Annotated in this window: 13 protein-coding genes and 1 pseudogene; 3 read left to right on the forward strand and 11 right to left on the reverse strand. The window is 56.4% G+C overall.

Features of this window, described 5'->3' with window-relative positions; translation table 11 throughout:
• The first annotated feature begins 34 nt into the window (after positions 1–34).
• Positions 35–1060 (forward strand): inner membrane protein YhjD, encoded by a 1026-nt coding sequence (gene yhjD / locus ACOTXR_RS22675; protein ID WP_014885592.1) that lies wholly within the window; start codon positions 35–37, stop codon positions 1058–1060.
• A 261-nt stretch (positions 1061–1321) separates the two neighbouring features.
• The gene (locus ACOTXR_RS22680) at positions 1322–2644 is read left to right on the forward strand and encodes an MFS transporter (RefSeq protein WP_045135441.1); all 1323 of its coding nucleotides are present in this window, start codon (positions 1322–1324) and stop codon (positions 2642–2644) included.
• Positions 2645–2738: 94 nt separating this feature from the next.
• Here ACOTXR_RS22680 and ACOTXR_RS22685 read toward each other — a convergent pair whose 3' ends face one another.
• Positions 2739–4781, reverse strand: coding sequence for an AsmA family protein (locus ACOTXR_RS22685; RefSeq protein ID WP_421767119.1), 2043 nt, complete (start codon positions 4779–4781; stop codon positions 2739–2741).
• 65 nt (positions 4782–4846) lie between these two features.
• Entirely contained in the window at positions 4847–5620 is a 774-nt protein-coding gene (gene pdeH, locus ACOTXR_RS22690; protein WP_047343559.1) for a cyclic-guanylate-specific phosphodiesterase, read from the reverse strand.
• A gap of 229 nt (positions 5621–5849) precedes the next feature.
• Here pdeH and ACOTXR_RS22695 point away from each other — a divergent pair, with 229 nt between their 5' ends.
• The gene (locus ACOTXR_RS22695; RefSeq protein ID WP_421767120.1) at positions 5850–6779 is read left to right on the forward strand and encodes a sugar kinase; all 930 of its coding nucleotides are present in this window, start codon (positions 5850–5852) and stop codon (positions 6777–6779) included.
• 63 nt (positions 6780–6842) lie between these two features.
• Here ACOTXR_RS22695 and ACOTXR_RS22700 read toward each other — a convergent pair whose 3' ends face one another.
• From ACOTXR_RS22700 to bcsR, 9 genes and pseudogenes are all read right to left on the reverse strand, one after another.
• A complete protein-coding gene (locus tag ACOTXR_RS22700) occupies positions 6843–8330 on the reverse strand; it encodes a M16 family metallopeptidase (RefSeq protein ID WP_014885597.1) in 1488 nt (495 codons plus the stop codon).
• A gap of 226 nt (positions 8331–8556) precedes the next feature.
• On the reverse strand, positions 8557–9843 hold the full coding sequence (locus tag ACOTXR_RS22705; protein ID WP_014885598.1) for a dicarboxylate/amino acid:cation symporter: 1287 nt from the start codon (positions 9841–9843) through the stop codon (positions 8557–8559).
• A 159-nt stretch (positions 9844–10002) separates the two neighbouring features.
• Positions 10003–12009: a biofilm formation regulator HmsP gene (hmsP, locus tag ACOTXR_RS22710; protein ID WP_023331533.1), complete on the reverse strand. Its 2007-nt coding sequence runs from the start codon at positions 12007–12009 to the stop codon at positions 10003–10005.
• A gap of 119 nt (positions 12010–12128) precedes the next feature.
• Positions 12129–15611 (reverse strand): cellulose synthase complex outer membrane protein BcsC, encoded by a 3483-nt coding sequence (bcsC, locus tag ACOTXR_RS22715; RefSeq protein ID WP_058690719.1) that lies wholly within the window; start codon positions 15609–15611, stop codon positions 12129–12131.
• Positions 15593–16699, reverse strand: coding sequence for a cellulose synthase complex periplasmic endoglucanase BcsZ (gene bcsZ / locus ACOTXR_RS22720; protein ID WP_045135438.1), 1107 nt, complete (start codon positions 16697–16699; stop codon positions 15593–15595). The genes bcsC and bcsZ overlap by 19 nt, the downstream gene beginning before the upstream one ends.
• Positions 16700–16705: 6 nt before the next feature.
• A complete protein-coding gene (bcsB, locus tag ACOTXR_RS22725; RefSeq protein ID WP_058690720.1) occupies positions 16706–19126 on the reverse strand; it encodes a cellulose biosynthesis cyclic di-GMP-binding regulatory protein BcsB in 2421 nt (806 codons plus the stop codon).
• A 10-nt stretch (positions 19127–19136) separates the two neighbouring features.
• Positions 19137–21752, reverse strand: a pseudogene (gene bcsA, locus ACOTXR_RS22730) (UDP-forming cellulose synthase catalytic subunit).
• Positions 21749–22501 carry a cellulose biosynthesis protein BcsQ gene (gene bcsQ / locus ACOTXR_RS22735; protein ID WP_014885603.1) on the reverse strand — a complete coding sequence of 251 codons (753 nt, stop codon included), beginning with the start codon at positions 22499–22501 and terminating at the stop codon, positions 21749–21751. The pseudogene bcsA and the gene bcsQ overlap by 4 nt, the downstream one beginning before the upstream one ends.
• Positions 22502–22513: 12 nt before the next feature.
• Complete coding sequence (gene bcsR, locus ACOTXR_RS22740) at positions 22514–22702, reverse strand: cellulose biosynthesis protein BcsR (RefSeq protein WP_008503237.1); 189 nt, start codon at positions 22700–22702, stop codon at positions 22514–22516.
• Positions 22703–22902 lie beyond the last annotated feature (200 nt).

The raw sequence follows: 22902 nt of genomic DNA on the forward strand, positions 1-22902 counted from the left end.
AGTAACATCCAGCCTAACGAAAAGGAAAAGACGCGTGACGCCGGAAAATAACCCGCAACGACCCACCCAACATTTAGATTATGATCCCATCAAGAAGATGGAAACCGGGCCAGAAAAGGCTAAAACCCCAGGGGCGGCCAGCAAGACGCTGGGCACCGTCACCAGCCTGGCAGAAAGAATTCAGCAGTTTCCCATGGTTGCGCATTTGATACGTGCGACCGAGCGCTTTAATGACCGCATGGGGAACCAGTTTGGTGCTGCCATCACCTATTTCTCCTTCCTGTCGATGATCCCCATTCTGATGGTGTCGTTTGCAGCGGCCGGTTTTGTGCTCGCGTCGCACCCGACGCTGCTGCAGGATATTTTCAATAAAATCCTGAATAACGTCAGTGACCCGACCCTCGCCACTACGCTAAAAAGCACGATTAATACCGCTGTTCAGCAACGTACGACCGTTGGGATCGTTGGTTTGCTTATCGCCCTTTACTCCGGGGTAAACTGGATGGGCAACCTCCGCGAGGCCATTCGCGCCCAGTCGCGTGAGGTGTGGGAGCGTAAGCCGCAGGATCAGGAGAAAATATGGGTTAAGTATCTCCGCGACTTTGTTTCGCTGATTGGCCTGCTCATTGCGCTCATCGTTACGCTTTCGATTACCTCCGTGGCGGGCTCCGCACAGCAGATGATTATCTCTGCACTCTATCTGGATTACATCGAATGGCTAAAACCGGCCTGGCGCGGCATTGGGCTGGCGATTTCCATTTTCGCCAACTACCTGCTGTTCTTCTGGATTTTCTGGCGTTTGCCCCGTCATCGTCCGCGCAAGAAGGCCCTGCTCCGCGGAACGCTGATTGCGGCGATAGGCTTTGAAGTGATTAAAATCGTGATGACCTACACCCTGCCGTCGCTGGTGAAATCCCCGTCGGGCGCGGCGTTCGGCTCCGTGCTGGGGTTGATGGCCTTCTTCTACTTCTTCGCCCGCCTGACCCTGTTCTGCGCCGCGTGGATTGCCACCGCCGAGTACAAAGGCGACACACGCATGCCGGGAAAAACACACCGCTAACCCCTCTCTCGGGCTGAAATTTCAGCCCGACTCATCATTTCAGCATATAAATCCAGCCCGTAACTTTTATTTAACCAAAAACCAGTTTTATTCACCAATATTTAAAAACTGTGAAGCATTTCATGGAAGCATTTTCGCTGGCCTGAAAATTATCCGCTTTTTGTTGCTTTTATCACCAGAACGCGACTTTGTTACAGATTGAAATGTCGCTTTTGCTGTGCGTAATATGGCCTTTCGTTCGATAAAAAATAAGAAAATATTATGCAAGCAACAGCCACAACACTCGACTCTGGCGCGGAAAACGTCCCGGTCAACTCGCGCAATAAAGTTGTCGTCGCATCGCTGATTGGCACCGCCATTGAGTTCTTCGACTTTTACATTTACGCCACCGCTGCGGTCATCGTCTTCCCGCATATTTTCTTCCCTCAGGGAGACCCGACGGCGGCGACGCTGCAGTCTCTGGCAACCTTTGCTATCGCGTTTGTTGCACGTCCGATTGGCTCTGCGCTGTTTGGACACTTTGGCGACCGTATTGGTCGTAAGGTCACCCTGGTGGCCTCGCTGCTGACGATGGGGATCTCCACCGTGGCGATCGGCCTGCTGCCGACCTACGAAACCATTGGCATTCTGGCGCCGGTCCTGCTGGCGCTGGCGCGTTTTGGTCAGGGTCTGGGGTTGGGCGGTGAATGGGGTGGCGCGGCGCTGCTGGCGACCGAAAATGCCCCGCCGCGTAAACGCGCGCTGTACGGTTCATTCCCGCAGCTTGGCGCGCCGATTGGCTTCTTCTTTGCCAACGGGACCTTCCTGCTGCTTTCCTGGCTGCTGACGGATGAACAGTTCATGAACTGGGGCTGGCGTATTCCGTTTGTCTTCTCTGCCGTGCTGGTGCTGATTGGCCTGTATGTCCGCGTGTCCCTGCATGAGACGCCGGTGTTCGCTAAAGTGGCCGCGGCGAAAAAACAGGTGAAAGTCCCGCTGGGCACGCTGCTGACCAAACACGTCCGCGTCACCGTGCTGGGCACGTTCATCATGCTGGCAACCTATACGCTGTTCTACATCATGACGGTTTACTCCATGACCTACAGTACCGCCGCCGCGCCGGTTGGGCTGGGTCTGCCGCGTAACGAAGTACTGTGGATGTTGATGATGGCGGTCATCGGGTTTGGTGTGATGGTGCCGATTGCCGGCCTGCTGGCGGATAAATTCGGTCGTCGTACGAGCATGATTACGATCACCACGCTGATCATTCTGTTTGCCCTGTTCGTCTTCCCGCCGCTGCTGGGTTCGGGTAGCCCGGCACTGGTGATGGCCTACCTGCTGATTGGCCTTAGCCTGATGGGGCTCACCTTCGGCCCAATGGGCGCGCTGCTGCCAGAGCTGTTCCCGACGGAAGTGCGTTATACCGGTGCGTCGTTCTCCTACAACGTCTCTTCCATTCTGGGGGCGTCCGTTGCGCCATACATCGCCACCTGGCTGCAGGCAAATTATGGTCTGTTCTACGTGGGCGTTTACCTGGCGGCCATGGCGGCGCTGACGCTGATTGCGCTGCTGCTGACGCATGAGACTAAGCATCAGGCACTGTAAGCTAATGCCGGGTGGCGGCTACGCCTTACCCGGACTACGATTCAAAATGTTGGCCGGGTAAGCGCAGCGCCACCCGGCAAAAACATCCCGCACCTTACTTCTTCATCTGCGACAAAATTGTCCGACACTGATTCGCCTCACCTTCTGACGGCGAGATCAATGCCAGCAGCGCGGCGGCTGGGTTGACCAGCGTCGCGAGGGCTGCGGCCACCGCACCACGCGCGATCAGCGGCCCGGGCTTCACGCCTGCCTGCGGATTTTTAAAGGTGCCGCGGACATAAAGCGGCGAGCGCAGGGTAATAATACGGATCCCTTTACTTTCCGGGTCGATCGTCAAATCCAGCTGCTCTGAGGCCATGCTGGCGGTACCGGTCACGTTAATCACCGCGTTTTCCGTGTCGAAGGCAAAAATCTGCGGACGCGCCACGCCGTTTACCAGATCCAGATTGGCCGCGGCGCAGTTCACCCGCACCTCGTCATCCCCGAAAATTTGCCCGATGATAAAGTTGCCCACGTTCAGCCCCAGGATCTCCATCAGGTTGCGGCTGACCAGGCCGTCGTTCATCAGCAGTTTCAGGTTACCATTGCCGCTGCCCAGCAGCGCCGCCACGGAATTCCCTACCCCGCGAATGTCCGCGTCACCGTTCATTTCACCGAGGGTTTTCTGCATCAACTCCACGTTTGGCATCAACTCTTTCAGCTTCAGCCTGCGGGCCTGAATTTCGGCGCGTCCCTGCATCGGCTTTTTATCGCCCTCGAGGTGAATGTTCGAGGAAATCGTTCCGCCCGCCATACCAAACTTCAGCGGCTGCAGGCGCAGATCGGCGTTTTTAAGAATGACATGCGTCGAGAGATCGCTCAGCGGTAACGTGCTGCCGTGCTCAATTTTACGCCCTTTGAAGCGTACATCGGCATCCATCACGTCCCATTTGTCAGTTTCGAAGCGATCGTAAGGCAGCACTTTCCCCGCAGGCTGAACGTCCTTTTTGACCTCTTTCGACTTCGTGCCTTTGCCCGAATCCACGCCAATCAACGGGCCCAGATCGGCCAGTCGTAGCTGGCGGGACTCCACATCCCCTTCCAGTTTCGGGCGCGGTTTTCCGGTGGTGTAGGTTAGCGAGCCGTGGATATCACTGTCACCGATGCGGCCGTTAAAATCCCGGTAGTCAAAGACAGACGATTTTTCGGTGTCGATTTTGGCAACCAGATGCCCGTCCGTTTCGAACGGCGGCGTATCGGGCAGCAACACACCGGTCAGCTCATACAGTTCACCCAGCGAATCACCGGCAAATTTCAGCCGCAGATCCACGCCCCCCATGTTCATCGGGTCGTTGACCGTGCCCACGAATGCCACGCGCGTATTCCCTGAACGGAAATCCGCCTGCACCGGGAACGGCGTACCTTCGCTCCTGAGCGCCAGCATGCCGCCCATTTTTCCTTTCCCGCTCAGCGGCTGACCGTTGTAGCGCCCTTTGGCCGTCAGGCCGAACACATAATCTCCCGCTTTGGCGTTATCGCCTTTCGCCTGGTTGCCCGTCACTTCGCTAAACGGTAGCGGTTTACCCAACGGATCGACCAGGATCTCCACATCCGCCTTGCTGACCTTATCGTCGATGGCGATCCGCCCGCGATCGAAAAGAATATTGTCCAGACGGAATGACCATGAAGAGGGCCGGGCATTGGGATCTTTTTCGCCGTCGCTGGCAAGGTTAAACGTCCAGTTGTTGTTCTTTTCAGAAAGGCGGATCAGACGCGCATCGGGCTGCTGGAGTTTAATCCACGGCAGATAGACGGTTTTGGTCAGGAGCGCTAACGGCGCCAGCGTGGCTTCAACGCGTGGCAGATGGACCATGGTGACGTCCGGAATATCCGGCGGGTTGCCGAGAATAATGTCGTCGGCGTGGACGTGCGGCCAGGGGATCCAACTTCGCCAGCCGGTCTCCTGTTTCTGACGTTCCCATACCACGCCCAAATCGCCGCGGATGGCGAAGGGACGGTTCAGCTCAGCTGAGACTTTCTGGTTGATGGTCGGCTTAAGGCGATTCCAGTCAAACGTCGCAATAATGACGACGATAACCACGATCAACAACAAGAAAATCCCTGTAGTCCAGGAGATAACCCTGGTTGTCTTTGTCATTTTTGTCCCCTTTCCTGATGGCCTGTCCTGTAAAACTATAGTCCAGACAAGGGGAAACGGGCGGATCAGAGGTTAGTTATGACGGTATCGAGGGTATCCATAGGAACCGGACGAGAGAGGAAATAACCCTGTGCGGCAGCAGCGGGTGAGTGTTGCACATCGCGCCACTCTTCCAGCGTTTCCACACCTTCGACAATCACCCCTTTGCAATAGCGGTTCATCAACTGCAATAACAGCGTAAACAGGTTTCGCCCTTCCGGGGTCTGACGCAGCATAATAAACAGATCGCGGGCCACTTTGATGTAGTCATAACGCACTTCGCTCAGCGCAGAGAAGTTCGCCATGCCCGTACCAAAGTCATCCAGCCACAGCGGGCCAAATTCACACATCGAGGCAAACGAGGAGTCCTGCGGCAGCCGGACGTGCTCCACCAGTTCAAAACGCATCCACGGCAGAGTGGCGATCAGTTCCTGCAACTTTGCATTCTGACGCAGCGCCAGCAGTGTCGGGCCATCCACGTTAACCGAGGCGAGGATATTGTGCCGATCGAAAAAGGCCTGTTTGGTCGCCAGCATACGAAGCTGCTCTTCCAGCACGTCAAGGCGCTGGCGAACGGCAACTTCGGCAAAATAGCGATCTGGCGCGATACGCTGTAAAGGGTTTGACGGGTGCGTAACAACGGTCAAAATTTCAATGGCCATCAGTCGACCGTCCGTTCGGTAGATCGGCTGATAGGTATACGCACGTTCACATTGCAGCCAGTAGCGATGCTCCTGCAAGTTCTCAATACTTGCCTCAGGCGTAGTGCTCAGCCGCTGGATAACCTGCTCTGACTTCATTTCAGATGTCCTGTTGTTGGATGGCCTTTCTGGACTCGTCACTGGGTTATCGGCGCGACAATTGAGAACTTTATGTTCAATTCACCGGGAAAATGAAATTAAGATGACAGAAATTTGCCGGAACACGTGCTGGCTCAAATTAAATAATGGAACGTCGTTTTAATATAGTTGACCATCTAATTCACTCAGCGCACACTGCTGATAAATTCTTCTGTTCAGGTTCACGACTATGTCCAAAAAAATTGCCGTGATTGGCGAATGCATGATTGAGCTGTCCCAAAAAGGCGCGGAAGTCAGCCGCGGATTTGGTGGCGACACGTTAAACACTTCCGTCTATATCGCCCGTCAGGTTGCGCCAGAAGCACTCTCCGTGGACTATGTTACCGCCCTCAGCACGGACAGCTTCAGCCAGCAGATGCTGGAAGCCTGGCAGAATGAACATGTGGGCACCGCGCTGATCCAGCGTATGGAAAACCGCCTTCCCGGGCTTTACTACATCGAAACCGACAGCACCGGCGAACGCACGTTTTATTACTGGCGTAACGAAGCCGCGGCGAAGTTCTGGCTGGAGAGCGATGCAGACCCGGCCATTTGTGAAGCACTGGCAAGCTTTGACTATCTCTATCTGAGTGGGATCAGCCTGGCGATCCTCAGTCCAGTCAGCCGCGAAAAGCTGCTGTCACTGCTGCATAAATGCCGCGCCAACGGCGGTAAGGTGATTTTTGATAACAATTACCGTCCACGCCTGTGGGCCAGCCGTGAAGAGACGCAGCAGGTTTATCAGCAGATGCTGCAGTGCACGGACATCGCGTTCCTGACGCTCGACGATGAAGACGCCCTGTGGGGTGAGAAGCCCGTAGATGACGTGATTGCACGCACGCAGGCGGCGGGCGTAAGCGAAGTCGTCATTAAGCGCGGGGCGGAATCATGTCTGGTCGCGATGGCGGGTGAAGCGGTGGTTGAAGTCCCGGCGGTGAAGCTGGCCAAAGAGAACGTGATTGATACGACAGCGGCAGGGGACTCCTTCAGCGCGGGTTACCTGGCGGTACGTCTGACCGGGGGAACGCCGGAAGCCGCGGCACAGCGCGGACACCTGACGGCCAGCACCGTGATTCAGTATCGCGGGGCGATTATTCCGCGTGAGGCGATGCCTGTTTAACCAAAGTGCGGGCTGATGCCCTCACCCTGGCCCTCTCCCACAGGGAGAGGGCATGTCTACGCATTACTGTCCTTGCGGAATATCCGTCGCGTCCGGGTGTAAATCATCCGCTGCGGTCGCCGGCTGCGGCGCGGTAACCATAATAGAATCCCAGGTCTTCTGAAGTTCCTTCATGTCATATTCCGGCTCGCCTTTCGGCTGCATAAGGATCAATGCCATATCCTGCGACAGCTGCTGACGTAAATCCTGATTTAACATATCCACGGTCAAACCGTTCAGGAAATCCTGACGAAGCTTCTGGTACTGTTCAGGCGCAATGTCGACAACCTGATTCTGCAGGGAGCGGATGCGCTGGCTGATCAGAATATCGGTATCGGCACGCGCGTAGGTCGCAAACAGCTTCTGCAGCTCCAGTTTTTTCTGGGCCACCAGCGCATTGAACTCCTCTTCAGAGAGGCCCTCTTTACGCACTTTTGCCAGCTCTTTGGCGACCACACCCAGATTCGCATTCAGCTTATCGCCCGGCGATTCAACGTTAATGGCACATTGCGCACGCTGGAAAAGCACGCGACAGTCAAAGCCAAGACCAATATTCTTCACGTTATTCTTACTGAGCGTCTGCTGGACGTGCCAGAACAACGCTTCACGCGCCAGGTCGGCACGCCAGTAGCGCAGCAGCGCGGCGGATTCGCGGATAGGCTGCCAGGCGTTATCCCACATCACGGAGAGTCGGTCCTGACGCACGGTGTCCGTCATAATGCTGACAGGCTCGGCGCGCAGCGGAGAGAGTGTCGGAACCGGGGCAGGCGTTTCACGCTTGCCTTTCAAATCGCCAAACGCTTTGTTGATCTGTTCAACCACCGCGCGGCTATCGACATTGCCAACCACAATAAGCGTCATGGCGTCCGGGGTGTACCATTTCTGGTAGAACGATTTCACCTGTTCGGCATCGACCGGCTGCTTCAGCGGCTCCGCCGGATCGTGACCCAGCAACGTTGAACCTTTCAGACGGTAGCGCCACCAGCCCTCTTTGGTATCCGCAGGCCAGGTCGCCACCATGTCGCTGTTGCTCAGCGCATAGTTAACGGTATCCGGCGTAATCGCCAGGTTGCCTGAGGCATCAGCGAGATAGGTCAGCGCTTCTTTGAGCAGATCGTTACGGTTATTTGGCAGGCTCAGGTTAAACATGGTGTAGTCATAGGAGACCACAGCCGGAGGCAGCGGGCGTTTTGGATCGATGGCCTGTTGCCACAGCGAACGCACCTGAACCGCTTGCAGGCTGCCGCTCTGAGTGAGCGCCAGACGGGGAATAAAATGGCTAAAACCGGTTTGCTGAGTACTTTCCGTAAGGGAGCCGGTATTAACGGACAGACGGATTTCAACACGATCGCTCGGACGTTGCGGGGTGGATAAAACCTGCCACTGGAAACCGTTCGCTAACGTGCCTTGTTGCCAGGCCGGGTCTGGCTGGAGCGCATCTGCCTGCACATAACTGGCTGCTGCCATCATCAGCAAACCGCCGGTTAAGAGTCGAATTTTTGTGCCCTGCATGTGAACCCCTGATCAACATTCCTGGTTAAAAAGAGTGTCTCGCGACGCGCTGCACTCTAAAAGATGACGATGAAAACACGTCGATTAGACCGCGCGTTCGGCAAAACGTCACGGTCCGAAGTGAAATATACCCAAAAAAAATCTTGTCGAATTATGACAGGTATGAAGGGTTATTATGCGCAGGAGCCCGCATCCCGACAAGGGAATGCGGGCATTTGTAACAAGATTAGGAGGTTAAACCAGGAGTTTTGCTATCAGACACGCGATTATTCAGCGTATCGTCGAGTTTTTTGTGATCCAGCTCTTTCACCCATTTCGCGACAACGACCGTCGCCACACCGTTACCTACCAGGTTGGTTAATGCGCGCGCCTCGGACATAAATCGGTCAATACCGAGAATCAGCGCCAGGCCCGCCACCGGCAGATGCCCCACCGCAGAAATGGTAGCCGCCAGCACGATAAAGCCACTGCCCGTTACGCCTGCCGCGCCTTTCGAGGAGAGCAGGAGCACCACCAGCAGGGTGATCTGATGGAAAATATCCATATGGCTGTTGGTCGCCTGAGCGATGAACACCGCCGCCATCGTCAGGTATATCGACGTACCATCAAGGTTGAAGGAGTAGCCCGTCGGGATCACCAGCCCGACCACCGACTTACGGCACCCGAGTTTTTCCATCTTGTCGAGCATACGCGGCAACGCCGATTCTGAAGAAGAGGTCCCCAGCACAATCAGCAGCTCTTCACGAATGTAACGGATAAATTTGAAGATGTTGAAACCTGTCGCACGGGCAATGGAGCCCAGCACCACCACCACGAAAAGAATACAGGTGATATAGAAGCAGATAATCAGCTGGCCCAGCTGCACCAGCGTACCGACGCCATACTTACCGATGGTGAAGGCCATCGCACCGAAGGCACCGATTGGCGCCAGGCGCATGATCATATTGATGATGCCAAAGATGACCTGTGAGAAGCTCTCAATCACGTTAAAGATAAGCTGGCCTTTGCTGCCCAGACGGTGCAGGGCAAAGCCAAACATGACGGCAAACAGCAGTACCTGCAGAATGTTTCCGCTGGCAAACGCGCCAATGACGCTGCCGGGTATCACGTCCAGCAGGAAGGCCACCACGCCCTGATCCTTCGCCTGCTCGGCATAGACCGCGACCGCTTTGGCATCGAGCGTTGAGGGGTCAACGTTCATGCCCGCACCAGGCTGGACCACGTTAACGATAATCAGACCAATAATCAGCGCAAGGGTACTGACCACTTCGAAATAGAGCAGCGCCACAGCACCGGTACGGCCTACCGCTTTCATGCTTTCCATGCCAGCGATGCCCGTGACAACCGTACAGAAGATTACCGGGGCGATGACCATTTTGATGAGCTTCACGAACGCGTCGCCAAGCGGTTTCATTTGCGCGCCCAGCTCAGGGTAGTAATGCCCCAGCAAAATACCGATGGCGATGGCTGTCAGGACCTGGAAATAGAGACTTTTGAAGAGTGAGGTTTTCATAAGGTGTCCTTGGGAAGAAAAACCACAGGTTTTGTAAGGTTATGGTTAACCTGCGGCTCTAAAATAACACCCGTATAACAGGACAGAAATAAACTCAGTTCAAATTTGAAACACAAATGTTAAGAACTTTGAGCTGGCTCGCACAAGCCAGCAACAAAATTACACTTTTGCGTGATTGTCAGCACCGGGAAGGTAGCGTTGTTCAAAGACATCCGCAGGAACAGCAGCGGCAAAAAGGAAGCCCTGACCGCTCTCTACGCCCGCCTCTGCCAGCCAGATGCGCTGCGCGTCGGTTTCAATCCCCTCGGCAATCAGATGCAGATTGAGACTGCGCGCCATCTGAATAATGGCCTGCACCATGCTGCTGTCCTCTGGCAACCCTTCGACAAACGCTTTGTCGATTTTCAGCACATCCACCGGCAGGGTTTTCATATGCTGAAGCTGACGCAGCCCGGCGTAGCCCATACCAAAATCGTCCAGCGCGATGCGAATGCCGGCATTGCGCAGCGGCTTCAGAATGGCAACGGCTTCGTTAGGATCGTCAATGCGTCGGCTCTCCGTCACTTCCAGCGTCAGCGTATCAGGCTTGATCCGGTAGCGATTGATCAGCTCCAGCATTTCGGAAACCATCGTCGGATGCATGAGCTGCAACGCAGACAAATTAACCGACAGCGGCAGCGTCACGCCGCGCTCCTGCCAGGCGGCAAGCTGGCGGCAGGACTCCTCCAGCACCCAATAACCGACGGTGACCATCAGGCCACAGGATTCAATGCGTTCAATCAGCCCCTCCGGCAGCTCCCATGAGCCGTCCGGCTGCTGTACACGAAGCAGCGCCTCGGCGCTTTTTACTTCACCCGTCTGTAAATTCACCTGCGGCTGTAGCCAGAGAGCAAACTGACGGTTATCCAGCGCGGTCAGGATATCGCTCTCTTCCGTCAGGCGCTGCTGCGCCTTTTCCATCTGTTCCGGGTCGAAGAACTGGATCTGATTTTTGCCTTTGCGCCGGGCGGTAAACGCCGCCGAGAACGCGCGGCGATACAGCTGCTCCGCCGTTAAATCACCGTAGTACATGGCGATACCGATACTGGCGCTTGGACGCAGCTGGATCCCCTGAACAGGCAGCCGCTCGTTAATGACAGTGAGCACTTGCTGACCTAATGTGATGGCATGCCACGGCTCTTTCACACCGTTGGCTATCACCACCAGGTCGTAACCGCTGACCTGCGTCAGCACCATGCGCGGGGCCAGGACAGATTTCACCTTTTCCACCAGCGTCAGCAGCAGCATTTCACGCTGGCTCTCCTTGAGCACGCCCGCCGTATCCTGCAGGGTTTCACAGGCGATCACCATCAGCGCCGTGGTTTGCTGGCGCGCAACCGTCTGCTCCAGCATCGCCATCAGAAACGCCTTATTAGGAAGTTCTGACACCGGGAATCGCGTGGCGCTGTTATTTAACTCATCCTGCTGACGCTGAATGCGCTGCTGGTTGAGGTTATAGCTGCGTACCAGCATCCCGATCTCATCGTCATGATGAAGGCGAGGCAGTTCAAGCTGGTGCCCCAGCTGATCCTGCGGCGCAAGCGCATTCAGCTCGCGGGCGATACGGCGCAACGGATGCACAATCAACCGGTTAATACACCAGGTTAACGCCACGCTGAGAATCAGGGTCATAAGTAAGCAAGTGGTCACTAACGTCACCACCCAACTCATGACGAACTTATACATGCGATACGAGTCTGCCTGCAGGACCAGGTAGGCCAGCGGCTGCGGATTGGCAGGACGTTCCAGCGAATAGAGAGGCAGAGAAATTTGCACCGGCAGTTCAAACAGGCGCATGACCATCATCGGGACGGGGCGTTCCGGGATAAAGCTCATCCGCAGCGCCTGGAACTGGTTGGGCAAGACGACATCCGCGCGGCTCACGATGCCAGCAGGCTGAATGCGTTTTAAAATGGTTTCCGCTTCGGGAATATCCCCTTTCAGGATCGAGGCGGAGAGTGGGCCGCGCACCGAGCGGGCGATACTTTCTAACTGCGAAGCCGTGTTATAGCGATTCTGCTGCACAGAATGAAACAGCAAAATGACGCAGAAAAGCAGGACAAACAGCATCGTGACGGCAGACACCATCGCCATCTGTTTGATCGTTAAGGAACGGCTGACACGCAAAATGACTCTCCACAAAACTCGAAGCGCAGGGCGCGCCAGGGTGTAAACCTGGCGCGCCTGAGTATACCCGATTGCTGTGCTATTAAGAGAGACTTACAAATGGATTAAGGAAAATCCGATTACCAGTCCGCGTAAGGAATGAGCGGCTGCGGCGGTAAGTCCATATCGCCCTGCCAGCCTGCGGCAGAGTAACGCACATAAATCAGCGCATGGCTTGGGGTATAGTCTTTCGCTTCCTGAATATCCACGCCCATGCCCACAAACCAGTTGGACGTGACCCGGCGTTCGATAATCGCCCGTGCGGTGTAACCCGTGCCGGAGCTGCTGCTGCCGGTTTCCATCGCCCCCCGGTCAGTATAGCGGCCGGGTTCATCGGTCGGGATCAGACTCTGAATCGGGTAGCGCAGTTCATCTTTGGTTTTGGAGTGTGACCAGGAGACAGAGCCGCCCAGCTCCCAGGACCAGTTTTCCGTGCGTTTACGCCAGGTCACCGGCAGTGCGAAGGAGACATACTCCTGCGGGCTGTAATAGCCGCCCTGACCCAGGGTATATCCGCTCAGGTCTTTGTCGTAATGCCAGAGCATATTGGAGACGCCGACCGTCAGGCGCTCGTTGTTTTTATTAATGAGCTTGTAGTAGTAACCCGTCATCCAGCGGACGCGCCAGTTATCTTCCACATTTTTACCCGTCAGCGTTTCTGCGTTCAGGCTTGACCAGACGCCGTTCGCCTCACCTTTGTCATAGCTGATGCTTACGCCACCCCCGGTCGCCCGTACGCCACCCCAGGTGGTGCCGGTATTGGTATCTTTCTGCCCGGCGAAGGCCAGCAGTGAACTGGAGATTGGCCGACGATGGGCGTTGACGGTATAACCGATGGGACCCAGATCGCTGCTGTAGCTCAGGCCGCCCACCACGTCGACGACGTCAAAGCCCATTGGGGTGGTACCAATATCCATCGACCAGGTTTTATTCTGCCAGCCGACGGCGACGCTGGCGCCACTGTCACTCTGATGGATGCTGCCGCTACACGGTGTTTCGTAGCAGGTCCCCCATTTAGGGTCGTACGTACCGTTATTGTTATCAAATGAACCGGCGTCCATATTGACCAAATCGCTTCTGAAGAACATGCGGCCATCAGAGAGCGGGGCATCGACCTGGAGCATGGTGGTATGGGCTTTCAGATCGGAATAGCCCCCCGTGCCGCTGGAGCCCCAGTAATCGTGCTGCAGCGTGACGTTAACATCCTGCTGACGGTACAAATCACCGGCGTCACTCCGTACGCCGCGCTTCAGCCAGTCATCTTTTTCATCGTTACGCGTCAGACGGGTGAAACTGTCGTTGTCCACCGGACGGGTCGTCGTGATGCCTGATGACACCATCGCGTCTTTATACGTCTCCAGCGCTTGCTGAGGCTGACCGTTCTGCGCCTGGAAGCGCGCGGCATCACGTAACACCAGCGCTTTTTCCATTGAGGCAGGCTGCGATTTGGCCTGCGGAATGATGTTGTTGAAGGTCTGCTCTGCGGCGGCGGAATCGCCCAGCCCCGCCTGCGCCATCGCGATCCGGCGCTGCATATTAAGGGATAACGGTTCGCCATTTTGCGCGGCAGGCAGTTTCGCCAGCTCGGCACGCGCAGCGTCCTTGTTACCTTGCGCGCTATAAATCTCGGTCAGACCGAGGATCGCGTCCTCGTTCTGCGGCTCACGCTGTAGGACGGCGTTGTACGTCGTTTTCGCCGATTCCAGATCGCCACGCTGCTGCGCCCAGTCGGCCAGCGTTAAGTCGATACGGGTAGAGGTCGGCTGCTGACGCAGAAGGTTTTCCGCCTCCTGCTCTTTACCGCTGTCGCGCAGGCGGTTGGCGGTTTCCAGCACCTGGTTACTTTGCAGACGGTCGGCCAGTTCCTGAATGTTGCCATTCCACTGGCTACGCGGCAGCGTATCCAGATGCGCCAGCGCGGCCCGGTCCTGATTGTTCCCGGAGAGATAGAGCCCGTTGGCATACACCTGATCCGGGTCAGACGGTTTCTGGCTGGCAAGCTGGCGCATCAGGGTGTCCGCCTGGCTGCGCTGGCCCGCGCTGTAGAGATCGCGCGAGAGACGATACGTTATCCAGACGTCGCCTGGCGAGAGCGCCAGACGGCGGCGCTGTATTTCTGCTGCCTGGGCGTATTTCCCCTGATTCTCCAGCTGTTCGGCCTGGGCAGACAGTTGCTCGTTAGTCAGGCTACGTTCAATATCATCAATGCTCCGGCGCTGGCTGGCAGAAAGCGACTGGATAAACTGCGAGGCTTTCTCCGGTGACTGTGCGCGGTAAATATTGGCCAGACCGCGAACCGCATTGCTGTTACCGCTGTCCATACGCAACGCCTGACGATAATAACGCTCCGCCGCATCGTTATCTTTTCGTGCCGCCGCGGCATCACCCAGGCCCAGCACCGCGTAACTGTCGGTATTGTCGATGTTACGTGCCTGCTGATAGTAACGTTCCGCCTGTGACGGGTTATTCGCCTTGAGCGCCGCATCGCCCTGCTGGATCAGCAGCCAGTAGCGGTTGACCTTCAGCAAACTGTCCCATTTACCCCGGTTATCGCTCTGCGGGTCGAGGGCTATGGCCTTTTCGAACTGCGCCACCGCGCGGGCACGATCGCCTTTCTGGGAATAAGCCTGTCCCAGGGCACCCACCGCTTCACTGTCAGCATGGTTGGCGCTGACGGCTTTTTGCAGCTCCGCAACCGCCTTACTCCCCTGTCCGGCATCCACTGCCGCCAGACCTTCCGCTTTCGCACGGAAGGCCGGGTCAGCGAGCTGTTTTTGCTGCGCTTCAAGCTGGGCACGCGCCGCCGCGACGCTATCGCCGTCGCTGAAGACGCTCAGGTATTTTTGCAACGCGCTGACGCTGGCGCTGCTGGCAGGCTGGTCTTTGATCTGCTCATACCACATGTCAGACGCCTGGCTGCGGCCGCCGGTCGATTTAGCCATCTCCTGCAGGACCGCAAAGCCCTCATCGCGGCGTCCGCTCTGGAACAGGAGCTGGGAAAGCGTCGTCTGCAGCTGCGTATTACCAGGGCTACTGCTGTTAATTTTTTTCAGCTGGTTAATGGCCGCATTGCGGCGGGCAGGATCTTTTGCCACCACATTCCAGTATTCCGTCGCCACGTCGCCACCCGGCGGGTTGCCGTCAAAGAGCTTGTCATAGGCGGCAATCGCCTCCTGAGTGTGCCCTGTCGTCGCAAGCAAACGCGCCTGCTGTAACTGCTGTCGGCCATCGGGGGTGGAAAGCAGCATCGTATTGCGTGAGGACTGATACGCGCTGGAGCCCGGGGCGATCCCTTTCAGGCGATCCAGCTCTTTTTGCGCGCCAGCGTTATCGCCCTGGCGCAGCAGGTAACGAAAACGGGCGGCAATCACATCAGGGTTGTTCGGATCAATCAGCTCAAGACGATAGAGCGACTGGCGAACCAAATCCTCACGCTGTGTCGATTCGCCCAGCCGAACCTGCTCCAGCAGCTGTTTCTGCTGCGGAGAGTTAACGGCCTGCGCCAGCGGCATCAGTGCCAGCCCAAGCGATAAAGTGAGTAAATTTACTGTGAACTTGCGCATTCCTGGCCCCAATCCGGTATTAAGTCACCTTTAGCGGTGAAGCGAAAACGATGCTGATCCCATCCCTGACCAAAGAGAGTCAGTACATAGCTGTAATAGGCGTTGTTATCGGGAAAATGGTCTGCAACGCGCTGGCGCTGAACCGCCTGAGCATCGCGCTGTTGTAAAAACGGCAGCATGGCGGCAGAGAACCCGACCGGACCATTGCCGGTGCGTTTACCCGTCGCCACGTCCACTTTTTCCGGCGGCACGCCCTGTTTCATTGTTTTTGCCGCCATCGGCTGGAAGCGCGTCAGCAACCGGGCTTTCTGAGGGTCTTTATCACTCATCATGCCCACCCAAAGATAGACACGAATGGCGTCATAGCCCCCTACCAGCGCTTTATCCTGCTTTAACTGCCAGCCTCTGTTTTTCTGATACTGCACCCAGTCCGGCGAGAACCCCTTTGGCGCGCTTTCCAGCAGCAGTCGCAGATTCGTTTCACGAAGCGTGGTCCACGGGGCACCAAAGCGGGTGAAATAGCTTGCTAACTGCGGAGGAAGATAGCTGGGGTTAAAGCGCCAGGCGTTTTCATCAGCAAAACCGACTTTACCCGGAAGCAGCATGGCGCCGAGCCCTGGTACTTTCACCACTTCCTCACCGGCAATGCGTTTCAACAGCGCCTTACCCGTGCGGGTGTAGTCCGGATGTTTCCATAACCGGCCCGCTTCAAGCAGTGACCAGGCGATCCAGACATCGGCATCTGAGGCGGAGTTGGTGTCAATCACCGCCCAGTTTTCTTTGTCTTTCTGCCCCCAGAGCCAGGCAGGCAGATGGTCGTTGAGATTGCCGCCGGCAAGGTTATCGCGCGTCCATGTCAGTATTTGCTCAAACGCGCGGCGGTCGTTGGCGGCCAGAGCAAAGAACAACGCATAGCTTTGCCCTTCCGACGTCGTAATTTTGCGCGTGTCACTGGGATCAATGACGCGCCCGCCCTCGCTGATGTAATCCTTTTTGAACTGCTCCCAGGCAGGCCAGGTACAGGCGGCGCGAAGAGGAAGCGCCGCCAGCATCAACGCTGCTACTGCACACCAGCGAAAGGCTTTCATCACATCTTACTCATCCGGGTTGAGGCGACGACGGCTGATGATACGCAGCAGACGCCACAGCACCCATGCCAGCAAGACCACGCTGACCGCGGCCAGGATGGCGAGCAGAACCGGATGGTTAGACAGCGCATACCACAGGCGTTCGAACCACGGCAGATGGCCGACGTAGTACACATCACCCACGCGCAGGCTGTTGACGCCAGACTCACGGATCACCGACACAGAGCCAAACATCGCGGCACGTTTACCACTGTCGTTCATCGCCGTATTCAGCAGTTCATAGCCACGCGGGCTGTCCGCCAGAAGCGCCACCACGCTACGCTGATCGTTATAAGGTGACTGGAAGCCCACTACCGCAGCCATCGCCCCCTGAGAGGTGACGGCCGTCTGCGCGCTGGCCTGGCGATCGTTCGCATCCGGCATGATGCTCGGGAAATCGGTCTGGCGCAGCGGGGTGTTAACCCAGGACTCCGTGGCTTTCACCAGCAGATCGATACGCTTATCATCCTTCAGCTTATCCGGAATCGTACCGATGACCATGATGTCAGCGTCTTTGTTCTGGATCTGGCTGCCATCGTCCGTCAACGTGACGTTAATTGCCGGCAATCCCGTCTGGGCCCCAATGGTTGCTATGGTATCAAGCAGGGTTGTCACCTGACCTTCGTTTGGCGCTTTTGGCATCACAACGATGGACTCAGAGAGATCGGCCATGCGGCTGAACGGGAAGCCTGCATTAGCAAAGGCGCGCAGATCCGGCATCGCCAGGAAGTGATAGTACTTCGAGAAGTCGATGGTCGACTCATCGCCGATGACAACGTGGTTCTGAACCTGCTGGAAGGTGATGCAGTTATCCACCGAACCGCCAGGCATCGGGTTCATATACTGGAAGTCAAAACGCAGCTGGTTGATTGCCCCAAGCTTCAGTGCCGGAATGGAGACATCCGTTTTACCGTCCAGCAGCCCCTGCAGCACCGGCAGGCGAAGCATCAGTCGGTTAGTGTCCTGGGTACTTTGCAGGCTGAACGATTGCAGGAACTGGTTGTTCAGGCTGATATCCATGCGCGAGCTGTCTTTCGTCGCCGGCGCGGTATAACGGTAGTTAAGATTGATATCGATGCCGTTGGTACGCAGCAGGTACAGATCCGGCGGCAGGTTCAGTGACAGGCTAATTGGCGAGGGTTCAAGCCCGGACGCCTGCAGCTGCTCTTCATAGGTTTTCAGCTCACCAAACGTCACGACACGGTCGGTACGCACCCAGTTTGGCGCATCATAAGGTTTACGCGCCAGCAGCGGCTTGACCTCGTCCACCACGACGCTGTTGCCGCGGAAAAGAACGTTGCCCTGGGCAATCGCTTTTGCCGCCTGGACCAGATCTTTATCGTCACGACCAAAGACCACCAGCAGCTTCACGTACGGGTTATCCGGGTGGCTGACCATCTCAATGGTTGGCGCTTTGACTTCAGGATGATCGCGCAGGAAGGCAGGACGTTTCGCGTTGGTGGCAAATACAATCGCGTTTCTGTCCGGCATTTTGTCATACATCACCGGGAAATTCTGACCGCGCCAGCCGGAACGCGAACCAAACCAGGAAGCCACAATGGTGGCCGCCAGCTGCTCGGTTACGTCCGGGGACGACGCAAACACCATCGGCAGCGTGAGCGGACGGTTATCACGAGGATCGAAGAACGGCACCGGGAAGGCGGAGAGATCGTTCTTAAGCGCCAGGGACTGATAGGTCATCTGCAGCGAGGAGTTACGCCCGATGTCCATCCACAGCGTGTTGCTGGCCGGGTTTTCACAGACATCACGGTAGTGACCCACAAACTCCAGACGAATGCGGTTAAAGTCGGTAATGAACAGCGGGTTAATCGGCACCTGCGCCTGCGTTTTCTTACCCAGTTGTTCTTTGGTAACCGGCAGTACGTCCATCAGCTCATCGTTCAGGTAAACCTTCAACTGAGACTGGGTCGGCAGCAGGGACGGCGAGGGGGTATATTCAAGGTTCAGCACGGCATTCGAGACGACTTCATCGCTGCGCATGCCAAATTCAATGCCGCCATTAGGGTTGATGCCGCGCAACACCATGCTGCCCGGCGGCGGCGCGATTTGCGCGAAGGTCAGCTTGACGTCGCGTGACGGGGCATTTTCCGCGACAACGGGCGCATTCGCCCCCCGAACACCCGGCATCACCTGTCCGATAACCGGGTTCTCGGCGGGTAGAGTGTTCCCCTCCGTTGGCTGGTTCGGAATGACATTTTCTGTTTGACCGGGCGCGGCAGTAATAACCGGATCGGTTGCCTGCGCGACCACAGGCACTGTTGGCGCAGGCGTTGCCGCTGCGTTATCAGGCTCTGCGTTAGCCATTGTTGCGGGGAGCGCACTCATCCCCATTGCCACTGCACATAACCAGGAAAGTTTTGTTTTCATCGCGTTATCATCATTGTTGAGCCATAACCGGGTCCGCCTGCTTCGCCTCATCCCGCTCAGGACGACGAGGAATGAACGACACGACCCAGGAAACCAGCGAAGTAAGTGACCGGAAAATTAATTTCACCGACGACGGGGCAAATTCTGCAAGGTGACGATAGCCACGGAACCCCAGCTTCAGAATATCCAGCAGGCTTTCCAGAGGTTTATCTTCCGGGAAGCTGTCCTGCCAGAGAGCCCATGTATCCGCACGGGCAAACGTACACTGCACAAAATCAATGTGTTGCTTTTTGGTCAACGGCATCAGTTGCAGACCGACTTCATTGCCCGCCACACGCGCTACCTGCGTCGGGAAGACATACTCCTGCTGGCCGCGCTTAAGCAGCAGGTTAACTTTTTGCCCTTACAGCACTTTCGCCTGGCCGTTGATTTTGATCCCCAGACCACCGTCAGAGAAGTCGTGCACGGTACAGGAGAAGAGGTGACCATCTTCACGGGCAATCGCCGCGGGCATGCAGATTTCAACGCGATGCGCGCGACGAACCTGTTTACTCTCCACCGACACCGCCACCGCGCCGCCAAGAATAATCAGGTTGTAGAAGACCCAGGCCATACTCACAAAGACGGTCAGGATTTCATTTTCAGGGCCGTAGAAGTAACGCCAGATACCGGCGATGACGCCAACGATGTTCAGCAACACCAGGAAGATATACGGACGGGAGATCACCCAGTCGACGTACTCCTCTTCCACCAGCCCCCCCTTCGCGGTGACGTTGAATTTCCCTTTATGCGGGTTGATCAGCGCCACCATCGTTGGCGGCGCAATGTACCAGGCCAGCACCGTTTCGTAGATTTCACTCCAGAAGGAATGGCGATATTTACCCTGAATCTTCGAGTTCGTCAGGCTCGCGTGGATCATGTGCGGCAGAACAAACAGCGCAATCATCAGCGCCGGGGCGTAGATGATATAGGCGTGAAGGAGCAGAAACGCCAGCGGCGCGGTCAGGAAGATCAGCCGCGGGATGCCGGATAAGAAGTGGAACATCGCGTTGACGTAGCAGAGACGCTGCGCCAGCTTGAGCCCTTTCCCTATCAGTGGATTATCGAGACGGAAAATCTGCACCATGCCGCGCGCCCAGCGAATACGCTGACCAATGTGCGCCGAGAGCGATTCCGTCGCCAGACCGGCGGCCTGAGGAATACGCATATAGGCCGAGGTATAACCCCGACGGTGCAGACGCAACGAGGTGTGCGCATCTTCAGTCACCGTTTCAACGGCAATACCGCCAATTTCATCCAGCGGTTTACGGCGGATAACCGCACAGGAGCCGCAGAAGAACGTGGCGTCCCACATGTCGTTACCATCCTGCACCAGACCATAGAACAGCGTGCCTTCGTTCGGGGTCTTACGGAAACGGCCAAGGTTGCGTTCAAACGGGTCCGGCGAGAAGAAGTGGTGCGGCGTCTGCATCATCGCCAGCTCTTTCTCTTTCAGGAACCAGCCCATGGTCATCTGCAGGAACGATCGCGTAGGTACGTGGTCGCAGTCAAAGATCGAGACAAACTCCCCGGTGGCATACTTCAGCGCGTTATTGATGTTACCGGCTTTAGCATGTTCGTGCGTCGGACGGGCGATGTATTCGACGCCGACCTCTTCCGCGAACTGGCGGAACGCTGGGCGGTTGCCGTCATCCAGGATCCAGACCTTGAGTTTATCTTTCGGCCAGTCGATGCCGAGCGCAGCATAAATGGTGTTTTTCACCACGCTCAGGTCTTCATTGTAGGTTGGGACGAAGAGATCGACAGTCGGCCACGTCGTGGTGTCCTTCGGCAGCGGCACGGGCTGGCGATTGAGCGGCCAGATGACCTGGAAATACCCCAACACCAGCACAATCCAGGCATAGGTTTCGGCAAACAGCAGAATCAGACCGCAGACCAGACTCACCGGGTCGTCCCAGTTCAGCGTTGAGGTATAACGCCACCAGATATAGCGGCAGGAAACGGTCAGCGACAGCACAATCAGCATCAGCGCCGAGAAGCGGCCCGGAATACGACGCACCAGCAACGCCACGCCCCACAGCAGGATCAGGAAGGTGAACTGCGCCAGGGGATTGAAGGGTTGCGTAATACAGACCAGCGCCAGAATCAGTGAGAACACGACAATCACGCCGAGGATAAAACGCCGCAGGCCCGGGTGGAGGTGCCCGAGCTCTTTTTGGTTATCCAGATGGCTGGTTTTGTCGGTCACGCTGTCAGGCAATTTATCCAGCCACTGGTGATAGCGCTCGCGCAGCTGTTGAACGCGGGAGAAACTGCGCCAGTGCGGCGTCTGGCGTTCTCGCTGTGACGAGGTGACGACCAGCCAGACGGCCTGAATGAGATAACGCGCCGGATCCAAAGGCCGCGGCCGGTCAGGGTTAATGTGTGGATATAATTCATTATGGTGCGCACGTATGCGCTGCCAGCGCGGATGTTCAAGCGGAATGAACATCCAGGCCATAATCATCCAGAAACAGCCAAGCGCGGCACTGAATGCCGACGCACCATGCCGACGAAAATGTCGGTAGCGTTCGCTCAGACGCGCATTAACCGGCGGGATAAGGAACCAACTGGCGAGTCGACTCATACCGAACTCCCTGCCGGCTCCGCCGCGTTGGCGAAGTTCAGCAGACACCAGTTAGCCAGCGTGAGGATCTCCTCTGCCGCCAGGGAATCGCTGCGGTACTCGCCGAGCGGCTGCTTGGAGGCCAGGGATTCTGCCATTCCTTCATCCCGGTGAATCACAATGGGTAGCAGGCGACGCTGACTCTGTAGCCAGACCTGGTAGAGATCGTCCTGGATCTGGCTCCCGATGCGTAAGTCGTTAATCAGGAGGTGCGCATTCTGCGGCAGCCCCTGTTGATGCAGACGAATATGGCAATTTGCATCCACGTTGACGATGGAGAGAACATGATCGCACTGCGCGATAAGCTGCCGGGTTAACGTCCCGGCGCCGTGCGGCAGATCCACCAGGATCCACTGGTAGTGGCCTTTTTCTTTCAGACTTTGCAATGCAAGCGTGAACTGCGAAAACAACCGCTGATAAGCGGCTTCATTCTCACGTTCGGTGGTGGTGAGCTGACCAAAAGGCAGTAAATCAAGCTGAGAGGTATAGCGCAGCCCTGCATCCCGCCAGTCTTTATCATCAAGCAACGCGCGTGCCCAACCCGCTTCACGAGTGAAGTCGACGTTGAACGACATACGCAGCAAATTATCGGCACAGGCGTCAATCACCAACACCGATTCACCTAAAAGCTGTAATGACCACGCCAGCGCCGCGGTAACGGATGTGGTACCCACACCGCCACGGACACCCTGTAATCCGAGTATGGCCATCAATGGGCTCCCTTATTGTTGATGGGCGAATTCAGCTAATAATGGCCAGCGTTTAATAGCCGCGGCCAACTGTTCCCGCTGGGAAATATCGGTGTAATCTATTTCAGGTAAAGAAAAGGCCTGCGTCAGCGCCAGAAAATCGTTTTGGAATGTATAGCCCAGGGTCGAGTCGACTGGGGTTCCGGGTTCGTTATTATCCATTTTTCTGCCATCCCTTTGAGGAAAATCGCACGCTCAGAAGTTGCGGGGCGTCCTGCCCTGACAAATTTCATTTACATGCTAAATCTGATGTTCTTTAATTTCAATGTTAGGTTTATTTCTACGCTTTCGCTAGGGAAGGTGCGAATAAGCAGGTCATTTCTTCCCAAGCTGACTCGCTGATTAAAATTTCGCGGATCTGG

This window comes from Enterobacter cloacae complex sp. IR53030, assembly GCF_049238365.1.
Classification (GTDB): domain Bacteria; phylum Pseudomonadota; class Gammaproteobacteria; order Enterobacterales; family Enterobacteriaceae; genus Enterobacter; species Enterobacter kobei.

Coding starts and splice junctions, on each gene's coding strand:
- ACOTXR_RS22680 (WP_045135441.1), top strand. CDS start 1,322: ATGCAAGCAACAGCCACAACACTCGACTCTGGCGCGGAAAACGTCCCG.
- ACOTXR_RS22685 (WP_421767119.1), bottom strand. CDS start 4,781: ATGACAAAGACAACCAGGGTTATCTCCTGGACTACAGGGATTTTCTTG.
- pdeH (WP_047343559.1), bottom strand. CDS start 5,620: ATGAAGTCAGAGCAGGTTATCCAGCGGCTGAGCACTACGCCTGAGGCA.
- ACOTXR_RS22695 (WP_421767120.1), top strand. CDS start 5,850: ATGTCCAAAAAAATTGCCGTGATTGGCGAATGCATGATTGAGCTGTCC.
- ACOTXR_RS22700 (WP_014885597.1), bottom strand. CDS start 8,330: ATGCAGGGCACAAAAATTCGACTCTTAACCGGCGGTTTGCTGATGATG.
- ACOTXR_RS22705 (WP_014885598.1), bottom strand. CDS start 9,843: ATGAAAACCTCACTCTTCAAAAGTCTCTATTTCCAGGTCCTGACAGCC.
- bcsC (WP_058690719.1), bottom strand. CDS start 15,611: ATGCGCAAGTTCACAGTAAATTTACTCACTTTATCGCTTGGGCTGGCA.
- bcsZ (WP_045135438.1), bottom strand. CDS start 16,699: ATGAAAGCCTTTCGCTGGTGTGCAGTAGCAGCGTTGATGCTGGCGGCG.
- bcsB (WP_058690720.1), bottom strand. CDS start 19,126: ATGAAAACAAAACTTTCCTGGTTATGTGCAGTGGCAATGGGGATGAGT.
- bcsQ (WP_014885603.1), bottom strand. CDS start 22,501: ATGGCCATACTCGGATTACAGGGTGTCCGTGGCGGTGTGGGTACCACA.
- bcsR (WP_008503237.1), bottom strand. CDS start 22,702: ATGGATAATAACGAACCCGGAACCCCAGTCGACTCGACCCTGGGCTAT.